The following is a 12,956-nucleotide window of genomic DNA, read 5'->3' on the forward strand; positions in this document are numbered from 1 at the left end:
TTGATTACAATGCGTTTGAAAAAGGAGAGGTGAGTATGTGTACTTTATTTGACGAAATTGCAAAGGAAAGCGAAGCTATAGGAGAGGCTCGGGGCGAGGTACGAGGTGAGGCCCGCGGAATCATTGAAACAGGATATGATTATAAAATCCCGGAAAATGATATTTTGAAGAGGCTTCAGAACAAGCTGAATATATCTGTGAAGCAGGCAGAGGAATATCTCAATATGTTTAAAAAGCAAAGAGCAATATGATCGAAATGAATGAAGGCCGTGGAGTAAAATCTGCGGCTTTTATTAATAGGATTATTGATTTATTTTCATATTATGTTATAGTATGAATTATATAAATAACAAAAGAAAAATCTGCTCCGCAGATCAATAAACAAGAGAGGGGATGAGCCAATGAACAGCATCTACGCATCCGATCAATTCTGTCAAGTCATTTGGCCGGATTTTACAGCACATTTCCGCAACAAGTCTACAGAAGCATCCTACCGTACAGACGTCATTGAATTTATGTCCATTTATCAAATGGATCTTCTCCAGATCACGGACAGGACTGTAGAAGATTATTATGCAAAAATGCAGGAGAAAGTGGAAGCAGGGCTTGTTCAGCCAAGCACAATGGCAAAAAAATTCCGGGAGCTTCATTCACTGGCCGCATTTATATGCGAAGAACGGGATCGTTATCAAATCCCAGACGCATTCCAGGACTATTTTTTCCCATATTTAAACCATGTTGCCAAAATAGAGAGGCATGCAAAATCAATCCCGATCGATCACATTGACCAAATACTTGCAGTTGCCCAGGATGATGAAATGGCATACTGTATTTTTGTCCTTATGCAGCGTGCAGGACTCTCCTCAACGGAGATCGCCGAGTTAAAGGTAGAAGATTTTTCTGCGTATGATAATGGTGTTTATGTATTTGTTGCGGGCAGAAATGACTCCTGTTTTGTACCGGAGGATGCATTTATCATTTTGCAAAAATATCTGGCCTCCAGGACGGCGCATGAATATCTTTTTTATAACAGCAGAGGAAATAAGCTGAATACAATGTACATCAGCCGTCTGATGAAAAAATATACAAAAGCGGCAGGCGTTCCTGGATACAGCGCGGAGGCTTTAAGAAATTCCTGCGCGGTTACCATGTTTGCTTATAATGCGAGTCCGGAACAGGTAGCAAAGCAGATAGGAGTTACAGAAATCCAGATCAAACGCTATAAGAACATGGCATACCGCGACAGCCTGATGCGTGCGGCTAACGGGCTTGTGAAGATACGTGTAGAGCTTCCGGAAAAATAGCAGGGACTCATATTTTGACTTTTTTCGAGAGCTGCAATATAATCATCATATAGTACATTTTTTCATCTTTTTGTTCTTTATGAACATAAGAATATGCAGAATCCCTGGAAACAGGTTTTTATCTTTTAACGAAGGGACTGCATGAAAAAATGCGGCATCTGGTTTCCAGGTGCTTTTTTATTCTATAGGAAAATTCGGAGAAGTTTCCTATAGAATAAAAACCCTCCGGGGGATGCGCACTGCGGCGTACAATGTAGATGTCGTGATGCGACCGCCGTAGGCGCGAGTTTCGCAAGCGAAACTCTTTGTTATTCTATAAAATTGATAAAAGGAGGTCGTTGTTTATGCAGACAACAAATGCAGCAGCCAAAATAATGAAACGGAGCAAGAAACCTGCATCTCAGCAATTTTATCTCTATAGCGAGGAGGTACGGGATGGCTGATCTGAGAGAACAGGAAATGGATCAGGAGATCATAGGTTTCATGGCCTGTCATGGAATGGCAGGCCGGAGTGATTATTATAACTATCATGCGGCGCTTGGCTTCTACTGCGCCTATTCCGCAGATGCGTTCCGACTTGCGGAAATAGTGGAGGATGGAGAGATATTTGATGAATATGAGGTGAGCGCAGTCATAAAAAAACTGTACCTGTCTCATAAAACACTGCGTTACTTTCAGCAGCAGTTAAATCTCGGGCTCTATCGGTTTGACACAGCAGAAACAGTTGTCATGACAGAAAGTACATTGGAAAAAGGCAGGATAATAGGAAGTAGGGAGAACGCGATAGAAACGGCACAGAAATGGCTCAACAGATTTTTAAGATCCGGAGAGCCTAAATATAAGAAGAGTTCTGATGAAAAAGGAGATGCCTTGATTTCTCAGAACTTTTTTTTATATGAAGCGGCTGTTTTTATCCTGTATCTGGCAGGAGAGGAGATTGATTATCATTTTATTATGAACAAAGGGAATCATGGAAAGACAAGAGGGAAAGCAAATGTTTATTATGGACCAGGATTTGAAACTAAATGAATGGCAGTTTGCGCAAAGGAAATATCTCCCTTATGATGCAAAGGTCTATTTATCCAGGATGAGAATTTGGGACTGGTATGAATCCCATGACGGGGATGTCTATGTTTCCTTTTCAGGCGGGCTGGATTCTACGGTCCTTGTGGATCTGGTGCGCAAGACCGTGGGAAAAATACCGCTTATTTTTGTGAACACAGGATTAGAATATCCGGAGATTATATCTTTTGTCTCCCGATATGATGATGTAACTGTATTGAAACCGAGAATGTCCTTCCGGGATGTGCTGCGTGTCTGTGGTTATCCGCTGATCAGCAAAGAAACTGCATCTAAGATCCGAAAACTGCGGCACGGGAACTTAAGCGAGCGTTATCGGAACTACCTTCTACACGGAGATGAAAGGGGGAATTTTGGGAAGCTGGCTGAAAAATGGAAATTTTTAATTCATGCACCATTTGATATCAGCGAAGAATGCTGCACTATCATGAAAAAACAGCCATTTGATCAGTATAACAGGGAAACCGGGCGAGTGCCGTATATCGGGATTACTCAGGATGAAGGTTTTCGAAGACAGAGGGATTACAACAAATATGGATGTAATGTATATAGTACGGACCATCCGCGGTCACGTCCCCTCGGGTTCTGGACCCGCCAGGACATATTACGGTATATATCAGAAAACCGACTGCATTTTTGCAGTATATACGGAAAAATTATTTTTAAAAACGGTATTTATCAGAATACCGGTGTCAGGAGGAGCGGCTGTGTCTATTGCTGTATGGGATGCCATCTGGAAACACGCCCCAATCGTTTTGAACGGATGAAGGCGGAGAACCATTCACTTTATGATTACTGTATGCGTCCGCTGTACAGCGGAGGCCTGGGGTTCGATTATGTACTGAATTATTGTGGTTTTGTACATTAGAAGAAGACGTCAGGATTGCAGGAAATCTGCAGTCAGAAACGGACAGCCATGTGAAAAAAGAGGAGGAAATGCATGAAATTTGATGCAGGATATTTAGCGGCGGCGATTCTTGAAATGGAAGAGAAGGGGCCGGAGCCAAATGACGAATACAGACAGGTTTTGCGGATCGTATCCGGAAATAAAAAATATTTTGCAAAAGCAACATTAGAGGACATTGCAGAGCTGTTGGAAAATCTGAACGAAATCCTTTCCAGGGAATTTCAGGAGGATTTCCCGATGATTGATCTAAAGAATATGCCTAAAAGCAGCGTTTCCATAAGAAGGGCAATATAAAGCTGCAGGGCATTCGGCAAGTAAAATAGCGGCTGCAGTCATCTGGCCTCCCGCCATCAGGCGGCTCTTTAAGAGGCAGATGCGTTACAATTCGCGGCCGTCCAGGAAAAAAGGAGGACAATATGCAGATAAAAGCTACCTGGGACAACAAACGCTTCGGAGGAGATTATTACCGGGCCGTACGCGTGGAACTGATTGATGATAGCGGAATCCACACTGCAAAATATGTGGATGCGGAACATTTTCTGAATGCGCTGAACGGCGCCAAAGTAAAGGAGGACAATTTCTGCAGGATCGGTAAGCTCCCGCAGCATTATTATGACGGTGCAATAAAAAGAGATTCAGAAATGGCAATCAGCGGTAAGATCCAGATGATCGTTCCGCCGGCAAAAACAGTCGTGCAGTTTGAGAATACGCGGTATGAAATCCCGTTTCCTGCACTGCTGTTTTTTTATTCCATACAAAAGGGAAAGGTTATGAACACAAAAATCTATGCGCTGAAAGGAGGACAGTGGAACGAAAAATCGGTTTTGTATAATTATCCCTATGGGAATGTGAATACTTCTTCCCACATCGTATGCTGGGGAACCAATGTGCTGCCGGAGATTACAGACCTGCAGAAGCTGGATGTGATCTGCTCCATGTTTTACACCAGCCCATGCAATAATGATTTATATACGGCAGGAAAGTCCACTGTATGGAAGATAGAAAACCTGAGGAATGTATTTGAACAACTGAAAAAAAGGCAGAATTTTCCGGATGAGATTCTGGTGAACAGCGGCAAGGGAACCGTCGGAAGCTTGTGGAAGGATTTTTAGGATGAAGAGGAGGACGAAAATGAACGATTTATTTTCCGCATTTGGAATTGAGGAAGAGGAACTGCAGGGCTTGGAAAAGAAGCCTGCGGCAAAGAAAGAAAAAAAGAAAAAAGAGAATAAGACAACAGCAAAGTATAAGCTGCCGATCCAATTCTGCGGAGGACATCTGCGCAGGGTCTTTACGGACGTGAATGAGACCGCATGGAGTGAAGAGAAGCTGAAGAGCGAAATACGCCGTACCTTCCGGGAATTGGCAGGCATTTATTTTAAGATTCATGTTTTAGATGTAAAAGAAGGATCTGAAAATATCGGCACCTATGTCAAACCGGAGATTCTCTACAGCGCATTTACACAGGATGAAAAACTAGAATTTCCGCTGGAAGTCGTTGCCGGCGAGAAAACATTGTGGGCAGATACGAAGATCTCTCTGGATGAGATCCGCAGGCTGTGGATACAGGAGCATCCGGAATATGAAGGCTGCAAGTTCCAATACGATGAAAAGCAGAAACTGCTGATTCCGTTTATGGATCAGAGCGCACCGCGCGGCAAGGCGTACACGCTTCCTGTGACGGTTGGATATCTGGATATTCAGGAAACCTATCAGGCGGAGGATTTTGAGACCGCGGAAGTAACCATGGAAGCACTTCGGGAAAAATATTCCGAAAAGTATCCGGAATTTTCCAAATGCGGGTTTGCCTATCAGGAGGGACTGAATCTTTTATTTCCGGTTCCGGAAAAAGAAGATGCGAAAGGAAATTCAAACATATCCCTACCGGTAGAGCTCAAAGCGGGCGGATTTTCTATCCTGGTACAGCCGGAAGACTTCCATGGCCAGAACTCGGCAACGCTGGACGAGATCCGGGAAGTCCTGGAAGCCACCTATCCGGAATATTCCAAGGAGCGTACGGAGATGCTTTATGATAAACAGCATTTTGTGGTTCCGATCTTAAAGAGCTCCAGGAAGGGGCTTCAGATTTTTTCGAATGACCCGGAATGGCGGCATGAGATCAAAAAGGACAAAAATCGGGAGAAATGGCGTGTAGAAACGACCCCGTTCGGAATTTTCCGGCGCAATATCTCGGCGGGAGGAGCCGTCAGATTTGAAATGACCGCACCGAAGATACCCTGGGAGCTGATTGCGGAGACAGAACGCGTTTTTAAGAGGAACCCGGTCAATGAATACGCTGTACAGATCTTCTTTGACAGAAAAACAAGAGGCTATGAGCTCTATGAACCGGAACAGCAAACGACTCCCGGTACCGTCGTATTCCGCAGAAATATGAAAATGGAACGGGAAAAGGTTCTGGTCATGGATATACACAGCCATGGACGGTTCAATGCCTTTTTCTCCGGGGTTGATAACAGTGATGAAAAAGGAATCCGGCTGTATATGGTCATCGGAAACCTGGACCAAAGGGAACATACATATGCACTGCGCGCGGGGATGGCGGGGTTCTTCGGGACACTGTCCCTGCCGCAGATATTCGTACAGGAAGGAACTGCTTAAAAAGGAGGATATAGAATGTCAAAATTTAACATAATTATTGTAGGATGCGGCGGCACAGGAGGAAATTTTATCAAGGAACTGGGGCGATTTCTTTATCGGAACAGTATGCGGCAATATTGCCGCATACTGCTGGCCGACGGCGACCTGGTAGAAGAGAGCAATATTTCAAGGCAGCCGTTTCTTCCCCAGGATGTGGGGCGGAAAAAAGCGGAAGTCATGTCCGAGATCCTGCAGGAAGCCTTCCAGGTTTCCTGTGAATATTATCCGGAATATATAGACAGCGTCTCAGACCTGAGTAAATTTGAAGACAAAAATATGGTTATGCTGCTGGTCGGATGCGTGGATAACCACGCCTGCAGGAAGGTGATGCATGACTATTTCCAGTCGGCCGAGTCCTGTTTTTATCTGGATGCAGCCAATGAGTATTCCGCAGGCGAAGTGGTGGCGGCAGTGCGTATTGATGGGACCGAACTGAGTCCGGACAGAGTGCATTACTTTCCAGAGATTCTCGAGGATGTGTCTGTTCCAAGAAGATGGGAAAGCTGCCAGCAAACAAATATATCGTCGCCTCAGCATCTGCTGACCAATCTTTTTGCTGCCAATATACTGCTGAAATGTACGGTAGAGTTTTTATCCGGCGACGAATGGGAGGGCGGAATCTATTATTTTGATACCTTTAAAGGATTTCTGCGTTTTCAGGAGGTGTGATGGATGGACAGGCAGAAACTGGCACGCATAACCACTGCGCCTTTTCCAAGGGAGTGGGACGAATGGGAAGCCTGGCTGACAGATGACGGACGGCATACGTTTTATGTGCTGATGCTGGGATTCGCTTATTTCAAAAAGCTGACCGCCGGGGAAATCAAGATACCTTTCCACAATGTCCGTTTTCCGCAAATGCGAAACAGGCTGAATGATGTGTATCAGATCTTGCAGATGACAGGAGAAGCACTGTTGTTCTCGATGCCGGAGTGGTCGTCTTTCAACCTGGAAATAATCGACTTGGCCGGAATAGAAGAACTTACGGGAACAGAATGGGAGTTTTGGCTCCAAATGGATGACAGTTCCAGAAAAGAAAGCCTGATAGATCATCAAAGCCGGCTGTTCTTCGGTAAACAGTTGGAGCTGTTCCGCCAGATGCCGGAACCGGTTCTGGACAGCATGGATTTTCAATTTGGAAGGGAGACCGTCTATTTGACCAGCAAAAGACTGGCGGACTATCTATGGTTTACGGACGAAAACCCGCAGATTATTGGCAACCAGTTCTCACAGGAGAACAGGCAGATTCAGAACGCGCTGTCAACTCTGAGATTTCCTGTATGGAAGGACTGGAGAAAAGCATGGACCTTAAAGAAGGAAGAGTATATCATCGGATTTTGTTTTGGCGCAGACCTGGATGACGAAATTTCCTATAAGGATTTAAACTGGAATTTTTTTACTGCTCTGTATGTACTGGAAAAGCTGCTGGATCTGGCAGATGAGATATTCGATTTTACTGCAGAGGCATTACAAAGAAGAGGTGAAGAGGATGAATTTTAAAGAAATTATGGAAATTGACAGGCATCCGTTTTCTGAACAGTGGGAAAAAAGTTTTTATGAGAATCTTTTATGCTTTATAAATACGGATATATTTTTTGTGCTGTCAATCCTGCTGATTCAACGTTTTCTGGAAAAATTCAACCAAAAATACGGTACGGAAATGTACATTGTTGACAATGACAGTAAATGGTTTTTACTCGATTACATAAAAGAACTGTCAGAATACGATGATGGGATAGAGTTTATGGCCGAATATAAGGAAAACTGTTGGAATCTGTTTGCGGATATGGCATTTCAGGCACATTTCGAAATCATACATATCCAAATCGAATACAATGAATGGGATATCCCTCAGTATGGAAGGAAAACATACCTTAAAAGAAAACTGCGGCAGGTCGAGCCGTCCTGGAGGCCTTTCATCCTGAAGAATCTGAATTTGATCCAGGATGCACGCTGTATGGAGGACGGCGAAGTCTATATCCTCCGGAACCGGGAAATATATATCTACCATACCTTCTGTGAAAAATTTGGCGGGTTCGTGGACACGTACCTGAGAAAAGAGCGGGAGGCGCTGGATACGGTGGTCAGTGACCTGGAATATCCCTTATTTTTTCAGTCGGAACACAGCCATGGTTTTCTGGGAGAATATTATTATATTTGTTTCGATACAGGCTACAATGGTTATGGTTTTCTGGATATAACCTGCTTAAATTTTACATGGACCCTGTCCTGTTTCGTGTTCCGGCTTTTGTTCGAAGATTTTAAAAACAAGGTAAGAGAAACAATCAGGGGAGACACGGAATTGAGGATAGAGCAATGAGGACGGAGGAACTCACCGTATTGCTCCAATGCCCGAAAAAGTATGAATTGAAGCAGGTGATTCTGGACGAAGAGTTCCAGAAATATAACGTAAAAAAGCATGCCCTTGGGATGCTGGCAGAGTATCTGGCAGAACGGAAAGAATGGGATGCAATATCCGGGAAAATGGAAGCCTTCCTTCAAGAGAATCTAAAAGCTTGCTGGTTTGAGCTCCACTGGCAGAAAAAGGAGGCGGTCCGGAACAGCCTGTTCCGGATGAAACGCCTGTACTGCTGGTTCAGAGCAAATATCAGAGGCACTATATATGCGGGAGCTGACCTGGAAATGGAATTTCAGGAAGAATACGAAGGCTGTCGGATTCGGCGTCTGCAGATAACCGCAGACCTGATTGCGGAGGAAAAGGACGGCGCTGTACTGGGTATCCTGCTGTATCCGAAATTCCCTGATTCTTGCCGCCGTTATGCGCAAGCTGCCGGAAAAAAGATCTTTTATACGGCAGAAATGCTCTGCCTCATGGGCGGTATGAAAAGGAAATATCCGGACAGGGCGGTTGATATCATGATTGCCGGTCTGGAACCTGAAAAAGCAGAAGAGAAGACGGGTCCGGTACTTGAGGACAGCCGGACAGATCATATGGTACGGTTTACCGAGTTGGATTTTCCGGATATGGAGAAAGGTGGCATTACCGAAGCACTTCGGGGGCTTCTGATGAGAAGGCGGAAAGCCAACTGCAGAAATTGTGTATTTGAAGATATCTGCCGGTATCAGGTGCAGACACCCCTGGAAGATCCAAAAAGGCATACCCAAAGGGCATCCCATAATGCATGTCCCTGCGGGACGGACGGACTTCGTCCGATAAGGGTTACCGGCGATACACCCGGGGAACAGCCGGCGGTCAGGCAGCCGGAGGATTCGATGGACTATACCGGAGATCAAAAGCGGTCGATCCGGCACCGGGACGGGCCATTACGCGTATGCGCCGGCCCTGGCGCCGGGAAAACAGCCGTTCTGACCGCACGTATCCGGGACCTGATCGAAGGCGGACATTCCCCGGAGAGGATACTGGCAGTCACTTTTACAAAGAACGCGGCAAAAGAAATCCTGGCGAGGGTCACGTCAAGTAAAAAACCAGTAGTCTCGACACTTCATGCACTTGCTTTTGGGATTGTACGGCAGCATGAATATATGGTTGGAAGGCGGAGGCTGGCAACCAGGGTGGACTGTATGCAGATGCTGCTGCAGGTTTTGAACGAGGCGCCGGCCATTCACGGGATATGCTATGAGAAGCCCGGCCGGAAACACGGGTTTTTAGACAGCCTGCTCAGGGATTTTGATTTTATTGATAAGCAGGGAATCCATCGGTTTGAGGAGGTATATCCGGATAAGGATACTGCCGGAATCTTTTGTATAAAGGAAATGTACGGCCAGAAATTCCATTCCTCGGGATATATTTTATACGATGACCAGGTCCGTCTCGGCGCAGAAATATTAGAATCATCCCAGGTGGTCCGTCAGAAAGTACAGGAGTCCTATGATTACATCATGGTAGATGAAGCCCAGGATCTGGACGAGATGCAGTCCCGTTTTATCCGGCTTCTGGTAAAAGCGCCTCAAAACAATATTGCGATTTACGGAGATGCGGATCAGTCGATTTATGGGTTCCGCGGGGGCAGCAACCGGTTTATGCTTGATTTTCCGGTTCTTTATCCGGAGGCGGCAGATATCCGGCTGGCCGATAATTTTCGGTCTTCCACAGGCATACTGGACGCTGCCAATACTTTGATCGGACATAATCATGACCGGGTGCCGTTCCGGATGCAGGCACATCTCCAGGGAAATGCACGTCCTGTCCTGATTCGAGATTTCCGATCCAACCGCATCGGCGCGTTTATCCACGACTTACTGGATGGGGGATGCCGGCCGGAGCAGATTGCCGTGATCGCCAGAACAAACCGGGAGCTGGAAAGTATGTGCAGTATGCTGGAAACATATAATTCCGAGCATCCTGAAAAGGATATACTGCAGTATGACCGGCCAAAATATTATCTGTATCAGTCTCCTGCATTCCAGGATATCCTGGATCTGCTGGCTTTATATCTCGGCATCTATTCAGAGGATAAGATCTGGTATCGCCTGCTTTTGGCATCCGGAATCCATCCGAATAAAAAGGACTGCAGGAATACTTTATATGAGGATTATCTGGATCAGGGCGAAATCCTGCCCTTTGATGCGGAGGAGGCAAGCGTGTATTTGTCCGCTGATGGGACATACAGCGCCGTCTTTCAGGCATTTGCAGGCATTTATCGCGCCAGCAGCCTTTTTTCCATGCCGCCGGACCGGGCAGTTCCCAACGTGACCAAGGCTTTTTGCGGCAACAGTCCGGACAGCCGGGAGACTGCGGAAGTTCTGGGTGAAATGATCCGGGAACGGAATATACGGACACCAAAGGAATTATGGCAGTATCTGACTGCGGTGAAAAAATTCCATGATGAGACCCGCCTGTACGGTTCCGAAGAAGAGAAGGGGCGGATTCATTTATTGACGGCACATGATTCCAAGGGAAAAGAATTTGAAACGGTGCTGGTGTATGGGGTAGACGCGTTCGAACGCGGAGACCCGCAGGAGGACCGGCGTCTGCTGTATGTAGCCCTTACAAGAGCAAAGGAAAAGCTGTATGTTACGGAAATATGCAAAGGAAAGAGTATGTTTCTGCGTGAGTTCAGGGAAAAATTGGATGAAATGGGAGGTTTAGATTATGCTTAAGAGCTTTGCCCTGATAAGTTCTGGATTTTTTTGATACAGATTAAGTATGTTTCTGAAGTTTATTTCAGAAAATAAAAATGAAACGCCTTTAAAGCAGGAATTCTCCTTATAAAAAAGGGATTCCTGCTTTTTGTCTTATTATTAGCAAGGAGAATATGATATGCCGAAATATCTGATCTATGGAGAGGAACCGTATCTGATCGACAAATTCCGGGAGGAGCTTACTAAAAAAGTTGAAACTCCGGAATTTAATTTACTGGATACGAATGAATTTGGAGAAACAGAGAAAGCATTTTTATGCCAATACCCTTTATTAGGAGATAAAAAGATCATGATCTTCCGGGCCGGAAAGCTGACCGAATGTACGGAGCTGATCGAATTTATCGCTGTACAGGGGAAAAGGGCAGAAGTCTATATTTTCTGTGATGAAGCAGACCGAAGGACCAAGATTTTTAAATCTTTTAAAAAAGAGGAAATGAAGGTATATAACAAACTGCCACAGGAGACGCTTGAAAAGACGATCACGCAGTACATAAAAAAAGCCGGATGCGAAATTACATCAGAAGCATACCGGCTTTTTCTGCAATTGGTGAATTACGATTCGGAGGATACAAACCTGTATGACGTACTCCATTCTTTGAAACGTGTCTGTGCGGTAAAAAAGATTACAAAAGATGTGGTGGAAAGCATGGTCATGGATCGTGAAAAGGAAGATATATTTTCTCTGATCCGCCTGATCATGAACAGACAATACGGAGATGTATTCCGCCAGGCTGACCTGCTGCTGAGAAGCCAGCCGAACAATGTGGTCGGAATTTTATCGCTGCTTCTCCGCAGCTACCGTATTGCCTATAAAATGCAGCGTTGTAATTGCTCTATGCAGGAATTAGGAATCAATTACAGAACCTTTGTCCCAAGACTTTCTGCAGAACAATGCAGCCAGGCCATGGATATTTTAGACGGAGCTGTCAATAAGGTTAAACGCGGCTTTTATAAGCCGGAAATTGCACTAAAGACTGTACTGGCAAAGCTGTGTGAACTATAAAAGGGTAAGGAGCTGATTCAATCTATGAAATATGCAGTATGCTTTAGCGGCGGCCACAGTTCTGCCTTGGCCGCTGTAGAAACAGTCTGGCGTTTTGGCAGGGAACATGTGATCTTGCTGAATCATAACATCAGCTCGAAAGTGGAATCTCCAAAAATCAAAATATTTAAGCAGGAGGTTGCAGCATCTCTATATCTGCCTGTAACTTATGCAAACTGCGAAGATTTTGAGCAGATGTCCCCGCTTGCTTTGAGCCTGAAATACAAAATGTTCAAATTCCGTACCGGACGTGAGATCTGCACTTATTTTTTAAAAACCCGGCCGTTTTACCAATGGCTGGAAGAAAATTATCCAATCTGCAGAGAAGGCATGTCAAAGGAGATTACGTTGATCTACGGCTTCGATTCCTCGGAATGCAGCCGAATCAAAAGGCGCCGAAGGCTTTTACAGAAGATCGGATATCAGAGCATGTTCCCATTGGCAGAATGGAGCCGTACAATACATGATATTGAGGAAATCGGCATCCAAAGGCCGGCTATTTACGCAGAATCCAAGCATGCCAATTGTATTGGATGCCTGAAGGCAGGGCGGCAGCACTGGTATAAAGTATATTGCTGCCATCGTGAAATCTTCGAGGAAGCGAAAATGGCGGAAAATAAGATTGGGTTCAGTATTATCAAAGGAGCTTATCTGCAAGAATTGGAACCATCATTCGAACAGATGCAAAAAGCAGGGATACCGGCCACTGAAAATATGGAAATGTACTGGTTTTGGAAATATGCGCGGGGATGTGCGGATTAAAAGAGATTAAAAGAGATGGAAAAGGTTATTGTTGGAAATCACGGGTTAATCTGCTATAATTCATTTAGACAGAGTGATT

At 45.0% G+C, this 12,956-nt stretch carries 13 protein-coding genes; all 13 read left to right on the plus strand.

Annotated elements, in window-relative coordinates:
* Positions 1–35 precede the first annotated feature (35 nt).
* The 13 genes from EBB54_RS00355 (at position 36) to EBB54_RS00415 (ending at position 12,877) form a co-directional block, all read left to right on the plus strand.
* The gene (locus tag EBB54_RS00355; protein ID WP_243127449.1) at positions 36–251 is read left to right on the plus strand and encodes a hypothetical protein; all 216 of its coding nucleotides are present in this window, start codon (positions 36–38) and stop codon (positions 249–251) included.
* A gap of 264 nt (positions 252–515) precedes the next feature.
* On the plus strand, positions 516–1,304 hold the full coding sequence (locus tag EBB54_RS00360; RefSeq protein WP_243127450.1) for a tyrosine-type recombinase/integrase: 789 nt from the start codon (positions 516–518) through the stop codon (positions 1,302–1,304).
* Between the two features lie 435 nt (positions 1,305–1,739).
* The gene (locus EBB54_RS00365; RefSeq protein WP_125125893.1) at positions 1,740–2,333 is read left to right on the plus strand and encodes a hypothetical protein; all 594 of its coding nucleotides are present in this window, start codon (positions 1,740–1,742) and stop codon (positions 2,331–2,333) included.
* Positions 2,299–3,252, plus strand: a complete 954-nt coding sequence (locus tag EBB54_RS00370; RefSeq protein ID WP_125125894.1) for a phosphoadenosine phosphosulfate reductase domain-containing protein — start codon at positions 2,299–2,301, stop codon at positions 3,250–3,252. Before EBB54_RS00365 ends, EBB54_RS00370 begins: the two co-directional genes overlap by 35 nt.
* A 72-nt stretch (positions 3,253–3,324) precedes the next feature.
* Positions 3,325–3,585 (plus strand): hypothetical protein, encoded by a 261-nt coding sequence (locus tag EBB54_RS00375; protein WP_125125895.1) that lies wholly within the window; start codon positions 3,325–3,327, stop codon positions 3,583–3,585.
* A gap of 122 nt (positions 3,586–3,707) precedes the next feature.
* On the plus strand, positions 3,708–4,403 hold the full coding sequence (locus EBB54_RS00380; protein ID WP_125125896.1) for a hypothetical protein: 696 nt from the start codon (positions 3,708–3,710) through the stop codon (positions 4,401–4,403).
* A gap of 19 nt (positions 4,404–4,422) precedes the next feature.
* A complete protein-coding gene (locus tag EBB54_RS00385) occupies positions 4,423–5,910 on the plus strand; it encodes a Mov34/MPN/PAD-1 family protein (RefSeq protein ID WP_162307039.1) in 1,488 nt (495 codons plus the stop codon).
* Positions 5,911–5,925: 15 nt separating this feature from the next.
* Positions 5,926–6,618, plus strand: a complete 693-nt coding sequence (locus tag EBB54_RS00390; RefSeq protein ID WP_125125898.1) for a ThiF family adenylyltransferase — start codon at positions 5,926–5,928, stop codon at positions 6,616–6,618.
* A gap of 3 nt (positions 6,619–6,621) precedes the next feature.
* Positions 6,622–7,449, plus strand: a complete 828-nt coding sequence (locus tag EBB54_RS00395) for a hypothetical protein (RefSeq protein WP_125125899.1) — start codon at positions 6,622–6,624, stop codon at positions 7,447–7,449.
* Positions 7,439–8,269: a hypothetical protein gene (locus EBB54_RS00400; RefSeq protein ID WP_125125900.1), complete on the plus strand. Its 831-nt coding sequence runs from the start codon at positions 7,439–7,441 to the stop codon at positions 8,267–8,269. The genes EBB54_RS00395 and EBB54_RS00400 overlap by 11 nt, the downstream gene beginning before the upstream one ends.
* The gene (locus EBB54_RS00405) at positions 8,266–11,031 is read left to right on the plus strand and encodes an ATP-dependent helicase (RefSeq protein ID WP_125125901.1); all 2,766 of its coding nucleotides are present in this window, start codon (positions 8,266–8,268) and stop codon (positions 11,029–11,031) included. Before EBB54_RS00400 ends, EBB54_RS00405 begins: the two co-directional genes overlap by 4 nt.
* Positions 11,032–11,191: 160 nt before the next feature.
* Positions 11,192–12,076 carry a DNA polymerase III subunit delta gene (holA, locus tag EBB54_RS00410; protein WP_125125902.1) on the plus strand — a complete coding sequence of 295 codons (885 nt, stop codon included), beginning with the start codon at positions 11,192–11,194 and terminating at the stop codon, positions 12,074–12,076.
* Between the two features lie 24 nt (positions 12,077–12,100).
* A complete protein-coding gene (locus EBB54_RS00415; protein WP_125125903.1) occupies positions 12,101–12,877 on the plus strand; it encodes a hypothetical protein in 777 nt (258 codons plus the stop codon).
* Positions 12,878–12,956: the final 79 nt, after the last annotated feature.

Origin of the sequence: Schaedlerella arabinosiphila (genome assembly GCF_003885045.1) — a bacterium.
Lineage (GTDB): Bacteria > Bacillota > Clostridia > Lachnospirales > Lachnospiraceae > Schaedlerella > Schaedlerella arabinosiphila.

Coding starts and splice junctions, on each gene's coding strand:
- EBB54_RS00355 (WP_243127449.1), top strand. CDS start 36: ATGTGTACTTTATTTGACGAAATTGCAAAGGAAAGCGAAGCTATAGGA.
- EBB54_RS00360 (WP_243127450.1), top strand. CDS start 516: ATGTCCATTTATCAAATGGATCTTCTCCAGATCACGGACAGGACTGTA.
- EBB54_RS00365 (WP_125125893.1), top strand. CDS start 1,740: ATGGCTGATCTGAGAGAACAGGAAATGGATCAGGAGATCATAGGTTTC.
- EBB54_RS00370 (WP_125125894.1), top strand. CDS start 2,299: ATGTTTATTATGGACCAGGATTTGAAACTAAATGAATGGCAGTTTGCG.
- EBB54_RS00375 (WP_125125895.1), top strand. CDS start 3,325: ATGAAATTTGATGCAGGATATTTAGCGGCGGCGATTCTTGAAATGGAA.
- EBB54_RS00380 (WP_125125896.1), top strand. CDS start 3,708: ATGCAGATAAAAGCTACCTGGGACAACAAACGCTTCGGAGGAGATTAT.
- EBB54_RS00385 (WP_162307039.1), top strand. CDS start 4,423: ATGAACGATTTATTTTCCGCATTTGGAATTGAGGAAGAGGAACTGCAG.
- EBB54_RS00390 (WP_125125898.1), top strand. CDS start 5,926: ATGTCAAAATTTAACATAATTATTGTAGGATGCGGCGGCACAGGAGGA.
- EBB54_RS00395 (WP_125125899.1), top strand. CDS start 6,622: ATGGACAGGCAGAAACTGGCACGCATAACCACTGCGCCTTTTCCAAGG.
- EBB54_RS00400 (WP_125125900.1), top strand. CDS start 7,439: ATGAATTTTAAAGAAATTATGGAAATTGACAGGCATCCGTTTTCTGAA.
- EBB54_RS00405 (WP_125125901.1), top strand. CDS start 8,266: ATGAGGACGGAGGAACTCACCGTATTGCTCCAATGCCCGAAAAAGTAT.
- holA (WP_125125902.1), top strand. CDS start 11,192: ATGCCGAAATATCTGATCTATGGAGAGGAACCGTATCTGATCGACAAA.
- EBB54_RS00415 (WP_125125903.1), top strand. CDS start 12,101: ATGAAATATGCAGTATGCTTTAGCGGCGGCCACAGTTCTGCCTTGGCC.